The 12,801-nt window shown below is 64.4% G+C and carries 14 protein-coding genes; 9 read left to right on the top strand and 5 right to left on the bottom strand.

Features of this window, described 5'->3' with window-relative positions:
- Positions 1–55: 55 nt before the first annotated feature.
- Positions 56–1,132, top strand: coding sequence for an extensin family protein (locus KUF59_RS33220; RefSeq protein WP_212458756.1), 1,077 nt, complete (start codon positions 56–58; stop codon positions 1,130–1,132).
- A 38-nt stretch (positions 1,133–1,170) separates the two neighbouring features.
- On the opposite strand, the gene KUF59_RS33215 is transcribed toward KUF59_RS33220, so the two are convergent.
- Positions 1,171–1,848 (bottom strand): L,D-transpeptidase, encoded by a 678-nt coding sequence (locus tag KUF59_RS33215; protein ID WP_212458755.1) that lies wholly within the window; start codon positions 1,846–1,848, stop codon positions 1,171–1,173.
- A gap of 343 nt (positions 1,849–2,191) precedes the next feature.
- On the opposite strand from KUF59_RS33215, the gene KUF59_RS33210 reads away from it, so the two are divergent.
- Together KUF59_RS33210 and KUF59_RS33205 are read left to right on the top strand one after the other, a co-directional pair.
- Positions 2,192–3,169 carry a magnesium transporter CorA family protein gene (locus tag KUF59_RS33210; RefSeq protein ID WP_212458754.1) on the top strand — a complete coding sequence of 326 codons (978 nt, stop codon included), beginning with the start codon at positions 2,192–2,194 and terminating at the stop codon, positions 3,167–3,169.
- Positions 3,170–3,458: 289 nt separating this feature from the next.
- Positions 3,459–3,677, top strand: a complete 219-nt coding sequence (locus tag KUF59_RS33205) for a hypothetical protein (protein WP_212458753.1) — start codon at positions 3,459–3,461, stop codon at positions 3,675–3,677.
- Between the two features lie 218 nt (positions 3,678–3,895).
- Here KUF59_RS33205 and KUF59_RS33200 read toward each other — a convergent pair whose 3' ends face one another.
- Together KUF59_RS33200 and pdxH are read right to left on the bottom strand one after the other, a co-directional pair.
- Positions 3,896–4,648, bottom strand: a complete 753-nt coding sequence (locus tag KUF59_RS33200) for an SDR family NAD(P)-dependent oxidoreductase (protein WP_212458752.1) — start codon at positions 4,646–4,648, stop codon at positions 3,896–3,898.
- Between the two features lie 22 nt (positions 4,649–4,670).
- Positions 4,671–5,312 carry a pyridoxamine 5'-phosphate oxidase gene (gene pdxH, locus KUF59_RS33195; RefSeq protein ID WP_212458751.1) on the bottom strand — a complete coding sequence of 214 codons (642 nt, stop codon included), beginning with the start codon at positions 5,310–5,312 and terminating at the stop codon, positions 4,671–4,673.
- A gap of 113 nt (positions 5,313–5,425) precedes the next feature.
- On the opposite strand from pdxH, the gene KUF59_RS33190 reads away from it, so the two are divergent.
- Both KUF59_RS33190 and KUF59_RS33185 read left to right on the top strand, forming a co-directional pair.
- Positions 5,426–5,854, top strand: coding sequence for an RT0821/Lpp0805 family surface protein (locus KUF59_RS33190; protein WP_212458750.1), 429 nt, complete (start codon positions 5,426–5,428; stop codon positions 5,852–5,854).
- 125 nt (positions 5,855–5,979) lie between these two features.
- Complete coding sequence (locus KUF59_RS33185) at positions 5,980–6,939, top strand: DnaJ C-terminal domain-containing protein (protein ID WP_212458749.1); 960 nt, start codon at positions 5,980–5,982, stop codon at positions 6,937–6,939.
- A 319-nt stretch (positions 6,940–7,258) separates the two neighbouring features.
- Here the strand turns inward: KUF59_RS33185 and KUF59_RS33180 are convergent, their stop codons facing one another.
- Positions 7,259–8,032, bottom strand: a complete 774-nt coding sequence (locus KUF59_RS33180; RefSeq protein ID WP_212458748.1) for an anti-sigma factor family protein — start codon at positions 8,030–8,032, stop codon at positions 7,259–7,261.
- A 106-nt stretch (positions 8,033–8,138) separates the two neighbouring features.
- Positions 8,139–8,627: an RNA polymerase sigma factor gene (locus tag KUF59_RS33175; protein ID WP_212458747.1), complete on the bottom strand. Its 489-nt coding sequence runs from the start codon at positions 8,625–8,627 to the stop codon at positions 8,139–8,141.
- Positions 8,628–8,797: 170 nt separating this feature from the next.
- Here KUF59_RS33175 and fabI point away from each other — a divergent pair, with 170 nt between their 5' ends.
- The 4 genes from fabI to KUF59_RS33155 all read left to right on the top strand — a co-directional run bounded on the left by fabI (position 8,798) and on the right by KUF59_RS33155 (position 12,748).
- Entirely contained in the window at positions 8,798–9,613 is an 816-nt protein-coding gene (gene fabI / locus KUF59_RS33170; RefSeq protein ID WP_212401313.1) for an enoyl-ACP reductase FabI, read from the top strand.
- Positions 9,614–9,628: 15 nt separating this feature from the next.
- Positions 9,629–10,228: a histidine phosphatase family protein gene (locus KUF59_RS33165; RefSeq protein WP_212458746.1), complete on the top strand. Its 600-nt coding sequence runs from the start codon at positions 9,629–9,631 to the stop codon at positions 10,226–10,228.
- Positions 10,229–10,406: 178 nt separating this feature from the next.
- Positions 10,407–11,495: a chorismate synthase gene (gene aroC, locus KUF59_RS33160; protein WP_212458745.1), complete on the top strand. Its 1,089-nt coding sequence runs from the start codon at positions 10,407–10,409 to the stop codon at positions 11,493–11,495.
- Positions 11,496–11,554: 59 nt separating this feature from the next.
- Positions 11,555–12,748: an adenylate/guanylate cyclase domain-containing protein gene (locus tag KUF59_RS33155; RefSeq protein ID WP_212458744.1), complete on the top strand. Its 1,194-nt coding sequence runs from the start codon at positions 11,555–11,557 to the stop codon at positions 12,746–12,748.
- Positions 12,749–12,801 lie beyond the last annotated feature (53 nt).

Below are 12,801 nucleotides of genomic sequence, written 5' to 3'. Positions count from 1 at the left end.
CCTCCGAGTATTCGCTGGACTTGTTATCGCCCTCAGCGCAGGCCAAAGAATTGTCATGAATTTTAGCCTGCGGAACCATCGCCGCAAATGGTCTTGTCGCGGCTTTATGTCCACCGGCGCGGCAATGGTTACCGTTGCACTGGGTGCGGCGCTGGTGCTGACAGGGCCGGTGCAGGCGCGGAAATATGCCCCGCCGCTCGACCTGTTCGGCTTCGGCACGCCCAAGAGCACGTCAAGGCCGCGCGGGACCGTTCACACCGCGAAGATTCCCCTGCCGCGCCCGCGCCCGGCGGAGGCACCGAAGGCCGTTCCAGAGGCTCCCGCTGAAGAAGAGAAGCCCGCGGCTGAGAAGCCGTCGGAACCAGCTCGGCCCGCGGAGCGGCAAGCTTCTGCCTGCCGGCAAGCGCTCACCGAGGACATCGCCGTCGCGCCCTCCATCCCCGATATCAAGGGCCCCGGCGGCTGCGGTGGCGAGGATTTGGTGCGGCTGGAAGCCATCGTGCTGCCGGACAAGCGGAAGGTGTCGGTGAAGCCCGCGGCGGTCCTTCGCTGCACCATGGCCTCGGCGATCGCCGATTGGGTGCGGTCCGACATGGCGCCGCTTGCGGCGAGCCTGGGCTCCGCCATCAGCGATCTCGACAATTTCGATTCCTTCGAGTGCCGCGGCCGCAACCGCGTCGTCGGTGCGATGCTTTCGGAGCACGGCCGCGCCAACGCGCTCGACGTCCGCGCGTTCAAGCTCGCCAACGGACAGTCGATCAACCTGACCGATCGCGCCGTGCCGCGGGACGTGCGTGAGCGCGTGCTGCATTCGGTCTGCTCGCGCTTTTCGACCGTGCTGGGGCCAGGATCGGATTGGTATCACGAGGACCACATCCATCTCGACCTCATGCAGCGGCGCAACGACTACCGCATCTGTCAGTGGAACGTCTGGGATCCGCTACCGCATGTCGCGCCGCTGATGCCGGCCGAGCGGCCGGAAGAGGCCCCGCCGCGCGAGATCGCAGCCAAGGCGGACGGGGCGAAGGACGGCGCCGATGCGCCGGCGGCCAAGCCGGGCGCTGAGCCGAAGGAGACACCCGCGGCCGAGCTCGAGCCGTCACGCAAGCCGGCAACAAAAAAGCGCCGGTGAAAACCGGCGCTTTTGATAAATCTTCAGCACGCGTCCAGCTAGAAGGAGCTGTTGCTGCCACCCTGCAGCGCGAGCCGCGAGTTGTAGGGGGAGTCGCCATGCTTCGGCTCGAGCACGACCACGATGGTGCCAACCTTGACGCGGTTGTAGAGGTCGATCGCATCCTCGTTGGTCATGCGGATGCAGCCAGAGGAGATCGAGGCGCCGATATATTCAGGCTGGTTGGTGCCGTGAATGCGGAACAGCGTGTCCTTGCCGCCCGAGTAGAGATACATCGCGCGGGAGCCCATCGGATTGTCCGGACCCGGGGCCACGAAGGTCGGCACGCCCAGGCGCGAGATCTCGCTCGGGGTCGGATGCCAAGCCGGCCACTCGGTCATGCTGCCGATCTTGGCAATGCCCGACCAGGCCATGGCTTCTTCGCCGACGGTGATGCCGTAGCGGATCGCCTTGCCGCCATCCATCACCCAGTAGAGGTAATGGTTGTCGGAATCGACCACGATCGAACCGGGCGACTCCTTGCGGTGATACTCGACGATGGCGCGGCGGAACGGTTCCGCAACCGGCGTCTTCACATAGCTCACCTTGGAGAGCAAATCCTTGTCACGCGGCTTGAAATTCTGCGTGTTGGTTGCCTCGTAGGTCGTGGCCTGCATGCAGCCCGACAGCATCAGGCCGGTGGCCAAAATCCCAAACGTAACTTTCAACGACGACATGGTTTGGTTCCAATCGCAACAAGTCGCTCGCAAAACCTGAGTTTCGCACCCAAGTTCCACGACTCCATTAATCCCCCGCATTATCGTCGAAATCTGCCACAATTCCAGACTTTAGGGCCTTTTCCCGCGCTGCAAGACGCCAGCTGTGGCTTTTTTGTCGCAAGTTTTTCGACATCGGGCGGTTTTTTGCTCAAGGGCTGCCCGACTGTCGTATCCGTGCCACGCTTGTGCCGCCTGGCCGCCACAAATGCGAATGCTCCGTTAATGTGGCTGTCATCTTGGACTTGTCAGAATCGGGCTAAGGGCTCTTGGTCATCGCGCGCGACCCTGGTTGGAGTTGTTCATGTTTTCGGTGTTTGTTCCCTCCGAGTCCTCCCTGAAGAAGGTGGTCGTCGACGATCTGGCGGCGCTGCCGGAGAATGCGGTGTGGATCGACCTGGTCAGTCCGACCGCCGCGGAGGACAAGGCGGTGGAACGGCTCGCGGGCATCGCCATCCCGACCCGGGAAGACATGCAGGAGATCGAGATCTCCAGCCGTCTCTATATCGAGAATGGCGCGCGCTACATGACCGCGACGCTGATGTGCCAGTCCGACACCGACATGCCCCGGACCACGGCCGTGACCTTCATCCTCGGCGACCACCGCCTGGTGACGGTCCGCTACGACCAGCCCAAGCCGTTCTCGCTGGTCGAAGCCAAGCTCGGCCGGTCCTGCACGCCCGTTATCACGGGCGAGATGGTACTGATGGAACTCCTGGACGCGGTAATCGACCGCTGCGCCGACATTCTCGAGCGCTGCGGCGCCGAGATCGACCAGGTCTCGCATGATATCTTCGAGCCGGAAAGCGAGCGCCACGGTCACGCCAAGCAGTACTCCCAGATCCTGATCGCGATCGGCCGCAAGGGCGACCTGACCTCCAAGGTCCGCGAAAGTCTGGTGTCGATAGGCCGCCTCGTTGCCTTTCTCTCGGCGATCGTGGAGGGCGTGAAGTGGTCCAAGGACATGCGCGAGCAGCTCAAGACCATGCAGCGCGACGTGAGCTCACTGACCGATCACGCCTCCTACCTCTCCAACAAGATCACCTTCGTGCTCGACGCCATGCTCGGCGTGGTCAATCTCGAGCAGAACAACATCATCAAGCTGTTCTCGGTCATGGCTGTTGTCCTGATGCCGCCGACGCTGATCGCCTCGATCTACGGCATGAACTTCAAGATGATGCCGGAACTCGAATGGGTCCACGGCTATCCGATGGCGCTGGTGATGATGCTGATCGCGGCGATCGTGCCGTACTGGATCTTCAAGTGGAAGAAGTGGCTGTAGAATCATGATCCGGACCCGGAGGCCCGCGCTAGCGCAAAATGTGCCGCGGTCTTCTCGTGACGAACGCGGAACGCGCTTACGCGGAAATGATGCTCGGACAAAGATAGTGACCGAGACCTTACGCCGGTCGCAGAGAGACAGCGGTTGGTGTCGCAGAATAGATCGGGATTCTGGCCGCGCGGTGACGCGTCATCGTCGCCCCAATTCCTCCGGTAAAATTTGAGCGGTGGGCTGAACGTTTGGGCGAAACTTGTCTGCGATAAGCAGGGTGTAGCCGCGAGGAACAGCCATGGTTGAAAAACACATAACGTCGCCCCGCATCGTCATCGATCTGGCAAGCTATCGTCAGGCCGTGGCGAGCAGCAAGGCGCCGTCGTTGTCGGCGCGGTTGTGCCGGCACTGTGGTGCACCGCTGCTCGACGGCGAGAACGACGATGACTGCTCGACTGCGTTCAATGTGGCCGCGCCGCGGCTGCGTGAGCCGTCGCGCCGGATTCGCGCCGATTGAGAAACGGAAGGGTCAAGGCAATCCAGGTCTTGCGGCGGCCTTGTCTGGATTGCCTTGCGTCCGTATTCGCGCAGTAGTCTCGGCGAATTTCTTTGATGCGCTTGTTGGTCATTCCGGGGCGGCTCGCAGAGCCGAACTCCATTGCGCAATTGCGCAATGTGGAATCTCGAGACTCTGGGTCCGGTCCTGACGGACCATCCCGGAATGACGACGACGCCCTAGACGTGCTGCCCGCCGTTGATGTGGATCTCGGCGCCGTTCACGTAGGACGACGTTTCCGTGCACAGCACGTAGATGATCTTGGCGACCTCGTCCGGCGTGCCGAGCCGGTGCATCGGGATCTGCTGGTCGACGATCTTCTCGGTGCCGGGCGACAGGATCGAGGTGTCGATCTCGCCCGGCGCGATCGCATTGACGCGCACGCCGACGCGGCCGAAGTCCGAGGCCATCTCGCGCGTCAGCGCTGCGAGCGCGGCTTTCGAAGTGGCGTAGGCAGCGCCTGCAAAGGGATGCACGCGCGAGCCGGCGATCGAGGTGACGTTCACCACCGAACCCTTGGCGGCCTTCAATTCCTCGATCAGGCCGCGCGCGATCATGATCGGCGCGAAGAAGTTGACGTGAAACACATGGGTCCAGGTGTCGAGGTCGGTGTCGACGGAGCCGAGCCGCGAGCCTCCGGGTCCCTTTGGTGAGATCGCGGCGTTGTTGACCAGCGCATGCAGCGCGCCGCCCTCGAGCCGGTTACGGATCTCCGTGATTGCGCGCGCGGTGTCCTCGGGGTCGGCGAGGTCGACCTGGATGTGGTCCTCAGGGCCTGCGTCCCACGGGCAGTCCTCCGGAAACGCATGCCGCGAGCAGGTGATGACGCGCCAGCCCGCGGAGGAGAAGCGGATCACGGTGGCATGGCCGATGCCGCGGCTGGCCCCGGTCAGGAGCAGCGTACGTCGGGGTACGTTGGACGAATGCGGCATTGAACTCTTTCAGTCGCAACTCTTAAGGATACATCCGCGTCTTGGACCACGGCTGGCCGGCCGCGTCACGGCGAAATTCGATGCGGTCGTGCAAGCGGAACGGGCGGTCATGCCAGAACTCGATACGCACAGGCGTGATGCGCCAACCGCTCCAGCCGGGCGGTCGCGGCACTTCGCCGATGATGTATTTGGCGGCGACCTTGGCGATCGCCTGCTCGAAGGCGAAGCGGCTCTCCAGGGCCTGCGACTGCTTGCTTGCCCAGGCACCGATCTGCGCCTGCTTGGGGCGGGTGGCAAAATAGGCATCGGCCTCGGCATCGGTGACAGGCGACACGTTGCCGCGGATGCGCACCTGCCGGCGCAGCGACTTCCAGTGAAAAAGTAACGCGGCCTTAGGATTTGCGGCGAGCTCGCGGCCCTTTTGGCTGGCGATGTGGCTGTAGAAGACGAAACCGTCGGAATCGAAGCCTTTCATCAGCACCATACGCACGTCCGGCAGCCCGTCCGCGTCGACGGTGGCGAGCGCCATGGCGTTCGGATCGTTCGGTTCGCTCTTGATCGCCTCGTTCAACCAGGCCTCGAACAGCGCAAAGGGTTCCTCGGCGGCGGTGAAATCACCGGATGTTAAGGGTGTCTGGTGTTTCATCGAGGTCGTGTCGGTCATGTCTGGAGTCCGAGTTGCGTACCGCGGCCCAAAGCGCGCTGTTGTCCACTATCGCCCTATATAGGGCATGGGGACGCGTTGGCCTATCGGCGATCCGGCCCTCCGGCCTCGTCATGACGATGATTCTGATCGGGCTCGGCACCGGCGGTTGCAGCTTCTCGCGCAACGACGGCGCGCAGCTCGCCAAAGGACTTGAGAAGGGGCCGTTGGCCAAGATGGACGACAGCGACGTCACCGCCTCCATCCCGGAAAAAGAGGCGCCCCCGACCGACAGCGATCTGGCCTTTGCCCGCAACGCCGCCTCCGACGTCCTGAGCAAGGGCGACAAGGATTCCAGCCAGCACTGGGAGAATCCGGAGACCGGGGCGCGCGGCTCGGTGACCCCGATCGCGCAGTCCTACGCCGCAGAGGATGGCCGCAAGTGCCGGGATTTTCTGGCGAGCTATGTCAACGGCCGCACCGAAAGCTGGCTTCAGGGCGCCGGCTGCCAGGCCGGCCATGGCCGCTGGGAGATTCATACGCTAAAGCCATGGCGGAGCTAATTTAGCCCCACTGCCGGAATAGGCTGCTGTGTGAGTTGCAAAAATGCCACGGGCACCCCAGATGAACGTCAGGTGGGGCGGGGAGCCCTTTGGAACAATCGATTTCCCTGAAGGAGACGTGACGGATGCGCGACCCCTATGAGGTCTTGGGGGTGCCGCGGAGCGCCAACGCTGCCGCGATCAAGAGCGCCTATCGCAAGCTCGCCAAGAAGCATCATCCCGACAGCAACAAGAACGACCCGAAGGCGGCCGAGCGTTTTGCCGAGCTCAACACGGCCAACGAAATCCTCGGCGACGAGGACAAGCGCAAGCAGTTCGACCGGGGCGAGATCGATGCTGACGGCAAGCCGCGCTTCCAGGGTTTTCCGGGCGGCGGCGGTGCGCGTGGACGAGCAGGCCCGGGCGGGTTCGAAAGCTACACATTCCGGTCCGGCGGCGCCGGTCCGGGTGGCGGCGGCGCGTTCGAGGACATCCTCAACAGCATGTTCGGCGGCGGAGCGCGCGGCGGCCGCGCGGGCGCCGGCGGCACCCAATTCGAGTTCGACACTGGCGGGATCGGGGTCGATCTCGACCTGAACGTCGCCATGACGGTCTCGCTGGAAGAGGCGGTTCAGGGCGGCGAGAAGCGCGTCCGGCTGCCGACCGGCAAGGAGCTCAACGTCAAGATTCCGGCCGGCGTCACCAGTGGCCAGCAGATCCGGCTGAAGGGGCAGGGCGAGACCGCGCCCGGCCATCCGCCCGGCGATCTCCTGATCACGATCACGGTCGCCCCGCATGCCTTCTTCAAGGTCGACGGCGCCGACTTGCGGGTCGATCTGCCGATCACGCTCTATGAGGCCGTGCTCGGCGGCAAGGTCCGCGTTCCGACGCTGGGCAACGCGGTGGAGTTGACGATTCCGAAAAACACCTCGTCGGGCCGAACCTTCCGCCTCAAGGGCAAGGGCCTGCCGAAGACCGGCGGTACCGGCGACCTCTTCGTCACTACCCGGATTATGCTACCGGACGGGAACGATGCCGAGCTTGAGGCATTGATGGAGAAGTGGCGGGACCAACACCCCTACAATCCGCGCAGCGGGCTCGGCTAGGCATGAGCTGCCGCTGCCTCAGAGCATTTCCCAACAGGTTGATGCTCAAACGAACGCCTGGAGCGCGATGGCGCTTCGACGCTATCGTGTCCGGCGTGCCGGCTGCACGGCCAGATCGGCTTGGCAGCCGCCGATAAGGTGCGGCCTCGAGAGGGGGACCAGCGCGGTACCAAAAACCCCAATCGAGGCCGCCCGCGTCGATCGGCGGATCGAACGCTGCTCATTTTCGCGTGATCATGCGGTACGATAATGAGACGCGTCCATGTCGTGATTCCAAATTTTCGATGACCGAATCTGGGCGGCGCGTTTGCGCGGTTGTCTAGATGCCGTTTTTCTCCGCCTGGTCGTAGACGGCCCGTGCCACCTTGGTGAGCCGGTCGCGATCTCCGCCGCCGCTCACGACATAGCCGACGCCGCGGTCGGCCCAGAACAGTGCACTGTCCTTGTCCATCGTCGCGTAGCGCATCTGCGTCTCGCCGCTTTCGGTCTTGGCGGTGTAGATCGTGAAGCGCTCGCCCGAGGCGCCCTCATACATCAGGAAAGACGCCGGCCCGTTCGGCCCCGGCAACAGCCGGCCGCCGACGAGTTTTAGCCCGCTCGCCTCCAGATCGGGTGCGAACACGGTCCAGCCGCAGCGCTTGGTCAGCCAGGCCTGGAGATGGGCGCGCTCATTGCCGGGCACCTCGACGGGATGCCGGACCTCGACGACGTAGAGGCGATGGGCGTCGAGCGCATCGACGGTAAAGGCCCGGAAGACCGACGGCTTGCTGGCGGCGCCATGCGCCACCCAGCCGGTCGCGCCGCCGGCGACGAAGGCGACCAGGGCGGCCGCCGCCGCGCCGTAGATCCACTGCCGCGGCCGGCGCATCAGCCGCTCGATCTCCAGCCGCTTCGGCACCGGCTCATGCGCGACTGCGTCGTAGCGGGCATGTAGCAACTCGGCCATGGTCCGCCAGGACTGCACCCGCTCGGCCTCTTCAGGGTGGGCGGTCAGCCAGGCCTCGACATCGGCGCGGCGCTCAGCCGGCAGTTCGCCGTCGACATAGGCGTGCAATTCGTCTTCGGTGACTGAAATCTTGCGGTCCTCGGTCATCGCGGTCGTCTCTGGCTCGTCGGCCCAAATTCTCGTCTGCGGTTCAAATCCGTTGGTCCCTTGTCGGTGCGCAGGACCTGCACCATCCGTTGCATGAACCCTGCCATCATTTCACCCGTCTCAGCGCCGGGCGCGTCCCTTCGAGCGCCGCCTTGATATGAGCCCGGGCGCGCGCGAGCCGCGACATCACGGTGCCGATCGGCACGCCCTGGATGTCGGCGACTTCGCGATAGCTCAGCCCCTCCAGCATCACGAGCAGCAGCACCGAGCGCTGCTCCTCGACCAGCGTTGCGAGCGCCTTCTCGATGTCGCGTCCTTCCGCCTCGGTGCCGCTGGCGTCGGGATTGTTCTCCGACAGCGGTATGAATTGCGGCCGTCGCGCCAGCGACCGGCGACGGTTCTTGTTGAGGTTGGTCAGGATTGTGTAGAGCCAGCTCCTGACGTCCCCGCCGAGAAACAACCGTTCGGAGCGCAACGCGCGCACCAGCGTGTCCTGCACCAGATCGTCGGCCACGTCGCTGTCGCGCGCCAGCGCACGCGCATAGCGGCGCAACGCCGGGATCATGGCTTCCACACTCTGGCGAAAGGCACTCATGCCGCCTCGATTCGACTGGTCCGGCGCGAGCGCCTTACCCATCATAACCCCTGACTGGAACGGCTATTCCGGCGCTGGAAACAGCGTTAACGCCGCGGATTAGGACTGTACCGCAATGGAGGGCTGGTGTACCTCCAGAACTGAAAAATCCAGCTGGATTGGATAAAGAGATGGCGCAGAATTCCGGTCTGATGCAAGGCAAGCGCGGGGTCGTCCTCGGCGTTGCCAACAACCGCTCGATCGCCTGGGGCATCGCCAAGGCATGCCACGCGGCCGGCGCCGAGCTCGCGTTCACCTACCAGGGCGATGCGCTGAAGAAGCGCGTCGAGCCGCTCGCCGCCGAGATCGGCGGCCTCGTGCTCGGCCATTGCGACGTCACCGATGCTGCGACGATCGACGCTGCGTTCGCGGTGTTGAAGGAGAAGTGGGGCAAGATCGACTTCCTGGTGCACGCGATCGCCTATGGCGAACAGCTCGAGGGCCGCTATGTCGACACCACGCAGGAAAACTTCACCAAGTCGATGCTGATCTCCTGCTATTCGTTCACCGCGGTGGCGCAGCGCGCCGAGAAGCTGATGACCGATGGCGGCTCTCTCATCACGCTCTCTTATTACGGCGCCGAAAAGTGGATGCCGCATTACAACATCATGGGCGTGGCAAAGGCGGCGCTGGAAGCCAGCGTGCGCTATCTCGCCGCCGATCTCGGCGAGAAGAACATCCGCGTCAACGCGATCTCGGCGGGCCCGATCAAGACGCTCGCGGCCTCCGGCATCGGCGACTTCCGCTATATCCTGAAGTGGAACGAATACAACGCGCCGCTGCGGCGCAACGTGTCGACCGAGGACGTCGGCGGCAGCGCGCTGTATTTCCTGTCCGACCTGTCGCGCGGCGTCACCGGCGAGGTGCATCACGTCGATTCCGGCTATCACGTGCTCGGTATGAAGCGGCCGGAGGCGCCCGATATCTCGCTCGGCGGGAAAGACTGATCTTCAGCGCCGAAAATGCCCGCGCCAACGATCTATTATCTTCGCCACGGCGAAACCGAGTGGAATGCGCTCGGCCGGCTCCAGGGCACCAGGGACATCGCGTTGAATGCGCGCGGCCGCTCGCAGGCGGTTCAGGCCGCAGGCATCCTCGCCGATCTCTTCGCGCGCGACGGCCGCGGCAAGACCTCACTGCCTTATGTGTCGAGCCCGCTCGGTCGCGCACGCCAGACCATGGAGATCGTGCGCAGCAAGCTCGAACTGCCGGTCGCCGATTACGCGCTCGACGATCGCCTGCGCGAGATCGGCTATGGCGCGTGGGAGGGGCTGACGCTGGCCGAGAGCGACGCGGCTGATCCGCAAGTTTACGCCCGGCGCCTGGTCGACAAATGGACCGTGGCGCCGAAGGGCGGCGAGACCTATGCGGACGTGCAGGTCCGCATGCGCGACTGGTACAATTCGCTTGAAGGGGACACGGTCGCGGTCGCCCATGGCGGCACCGCGCGGGCCCTGATGGTCTCGCTCGGCCTGGAAACGGCGGCCAGCGCCGCCGAGCTCTATATCGAGCAGGGGACCGTTTACGTGTTCCGCGACGGGCGGTTGGCGAAGTATAGTTAATATGCACATCGTCATTCCGGGGCGCCCGCAGGGCGAACCCGGAATCTCGAGATTCCGGGTTCGATGCTTCGCATCGCCCCGGAATGACGGGAACGGGGGTTGAACCTGGTGCCCCTCGGGGCTACGACGTTGACATTCAACATAAACGTTGAAGATCAACACGAGGCGACAGTTCGGCATGTCCTTCAACACCTTCGGCCATATGTTCCGCGTCACCACCTTTGGCGAGAGCCATGGGGTGGCGATCGGCTGCGTGGTCGACGGCTGTCCGCCTCTGATCCCGCTCACCGAGGCCGACATCCAGCGCGACCTCGATCGCCGCCGTCCCGGCCAGTCGCGCTTCACGACCCAGCGCCAGGAGCCGGACCAGGTCAAAATCCTCTCCGGGGTGATGGCGCATCCGGAGACCGGCGTGCAGGTCACGACGGGCACGCCGATCGGGCTGTTGATCGAGAACACCGACCAGCGCTCGAAGGACTATTCCGAGATCAAGGACAAGTTTCGTCCCGGCCACGCCGACTTCACCTACGAGGCGAAGTACGGCCTGCGCGACTATCGCGGCGGCGGGCGTTCATCGGCGCGCGAGACCGCGATGCGGGTTGCGGCCGGTGCCATCGCGCGAAAAGTGATGCCCGACGTCAAGGTGCGCGGCGCGCTGGTGCAGATCGGTCCGCACAAGATCGATCGCGACAAATGGGACTGGGACGAGATTGCGAAGAATCCGTTCTTCTGTCCGGACAAGGACAAGGCCGCGTTCTTCGAAACCTATCTCGACGGCATCCGCAAGAGCGGTTCGTCGATCGGCGCTGTCATCGAGGTGGTGGCGGAAGGCGTGCCCGCAGGTTTGGGCGCGCCGATCTATGCAAAGCTCGATTCTGATCTCGCCGGCGCGATGATGACCATCAACGCGGTGAAGGGCGTCGAGATCGGCGCCGGCTTTGGCGCAGCCGAGCTCACGGGCGAGGAGAATGCGGACGAGATGCGCACCGGCAACGACGGCACGCGCTTCCTGTCCAACCATGCCGGTGGCGTGCTGGGCGGCATCTCCACAGGGCAGCCGGTGGTGGTGCGCTTTGCGGTGAAGCCGACCTCGTCGATCCTCCAGCCGCGCCTGACCGTCGATCGCAAGGGCGCCGACACCGAGATCATGACCAAGGGCCGCCACGACCCCTGCGTCGGTATCCGCGCGGTTCCCGTAGGCGAGGCCATGATGGCCTGCGTGCTGGCCGATCACTTCCTGCGCGACCGCGGGCAGGTCGGGCGCTAGCTGTTCTGACATCTGGTCAGCTTGACGGGCAGGGACCTTCGCCCGCAAATTGCGGCGCCATGAATGCAGTTGAACTCAACGCCATCACGGACTGGCTGATCGACGGCGCGCGCTCGGCAGCCTCGCCAAGCCTGATGATGGCCGAAAGTTGCGAGCGAATGGTCGCGGCCGGCCTGCCGCTGTGGCGCGTCGGTGTCTTCATCCGCACTCTGCATCCAGAAATCTTTGGCCGCAATTTCATCTGGAAACAGGGCGCGGCCGAGGTCGAGGTCGGTACCGTCGACTTCGAGATCCAGGAGACGCCGGGGTTCAAGAGGAGCCCGTTGAGCCTCGTCTTCAGCGAAGGCCTGGAGGTGAGGGGCGATCCCAACGGTCCCGAAGCGGAGCGCTTTCCATTCTTGGTCGATCTGCGCAATGAAGGCGCGACCGACTATCTCGCGCTGCCGCTGCATTTCCTCGACAATACCTTCCACGCGATGACATTGACCACACGTCAGCCGGGCGGCTTCACCGACGAACAGGTCGCGGTGCTGCGTTCGATGGCGAAGCCGCTGACGCGTATCACCGAGATCATCACGCTCCGCCGCACCGCCTCGATGCTGCTCGACACCTATGTCGGCAACCGCGCCGGCGAGCGCATCATGGGCGGACAGATCCGCCGCGGCCACGCCGAGACCATGCAGGCCGTGATCTGGCTGTCCGATTTGCGTGGCTTCACCGCGCTGTCGGATCGGTTGCCGGCCGAGACGGTCGTCCAGATCCTCAATCAATACTTCGACTGCCAGGTCGCCGCGATCCGGGCGCATGGCGGCGAGGTCTTGAAATTCATGGGCGACGGACTGCTCGCCGTGTTCCCGATCGACGAATATGTGGGTGATGCGAGCCAGGTTTGTTCGCGCGTGCTGGAAGCCGCACGGGAATCTCGCGCGAGCGTGGAAGCGCTCAGCATTCCCGTAGGCGAGGTGATCGAGCGCTTCCGCTTCGGCGTCGCGCTGCATGTCGGCCACATCCTCTATGGCAATATCGGCGGCGGCAACCGGCTCGACTTCACCTGCATCGGCCGCGCCGTGAACCTCGCGGCACGGCTGGAGAAGATCACGGGCCGGCTCGGCCGCACCGTCGTGGCGTCCGAAAGCTTTGTCGGCGTCTGCAACGCCGGTTGGACCGAACTGGGTGAATTCCCGATCGCGGGCTTTTCGGAAGCCCAGCGCGTCTATGGGCTGGCCGAGGAGATGCCTGTCGTGATGGCCTGAGGCGCGCGTCGTTGGGGACCGGCGCCTGCTCGAAGGCGGAGCAGGAAGACGCT

It is taken from the genome of Bradyrhizobium arachidis, assembly GCF_024758505.1.
GTDB classification, from domain to species: domain Bacteria; phylum Pseudomonadota; class Alphaproteobacteria; order Rhizobiales; family Xanthobacteraceae; genus Bradyrhizobium; species Bradyrhizobium manausense_C.
This window is presented reverse-complemented; position numbering and strand designations above follow the sequence as displayed.

Excerpts from the sequence above, each read along its gene's own strand:
- KUF59_RS33220 (WP_212458756.1), top strand. The coding sequence starts at position 56 with ATGAATTTTAGCCTGCGGAACCATCGCCGCAAATGGTCTTGTCGCGGC.
- KUF59_RS33215 (WP_212458755.1), bottom strand. The coding sequence starts at position 1,848 with ATGTCGTCGTTGAAAGTTACGTTTGGGATTTTGGCCACCGGCCTGATG.
- KUF59_RS33210 (WP_212458754.1), top strand. The coding sequence starts at position 2,192 with ATGTTTTCGGTGTTTGTTCCCTCCGAGTCCTCCCTGAAGAAGGTGGTC.
- KUF59_RS33205 (WP_212458753.1), top strand. The coding sequence starts at position 3,459 with ATGGTTGAAAAACACATAACGTCGCCCCGCATCGTCATCGATCTGGCA.
- KUF59_RS33200 (WP_212458752.1), bottom strand. The coding sequence starts at position 4,648 with ATGCCGCATTCGTCCAACGTACCCCGACGTACGCTGCTCCTGACCGGG.
- pdxH (WP_212458751.1), bottom strand. The coding sequence starts at position 5,312 with ATGACCGACACGACCTCGATGAAACACCAGACACCCTTAACATCCGGT.
- KUF59_RS33190 (WP_212458750.1), top strand. The coding sequence starts at position 5,426 with ATGACGATGATTCTGATCGGGCTCGGCACCGGCGGTTGCAGCTTCTCG.
- KUF59_RS33185 (WP_212458749.1), top strand. The coding sequence starts at position 5,980 with ATGCGCGACCCCTATGAGGTCTTGGGGGTGCCGCGGAGCGCCAACGCT.
- KUF59_RS33180 (WP_212458748.1), bottom strand. The coding sequence starts at position 8,032 with ATGACCGAGGACCGCAAGATTTCAGTCACCGAAGACGAATTGCACGCC.
- KUF59_RS33175 (WP_212458747.1), bottom strand. The coding sequence starts at position 8,627 with ATGAGTGCCTTTCGCCAGAGTGTGGAAGCCATGATCCCGGCGTTGCGC.
- fabI (WP_212401313.1), top strand. The coding sequence starts at position 8,798 with ATGGCGCAGAATTCCGGTCTGATGCAAGGCAAGCGCGGGGTCGTCCTC.
- KUF59_RS33165 (WP_212458746.1), top strand. The coding sequence starts at position 9,629 with ATGCCCGCGCCAACGATCTATTATCTTCGCCACGGCGAAACCGAGTGG.
- aroC (WP_212458745.1), top strand. The coding sequence starts at position 10,407 with ATGTCCTTCAACACCTTCGGCCATATGTTCCGCGTCACCACCTTTGGC.
- KUF59_RS33155 (WP_212458744.1), top strand. The coding sequence starts at position 11,555 with ATGAATGCAGTTGAACTCAACGCCATCACGGACTGGCTGATCGACGGC.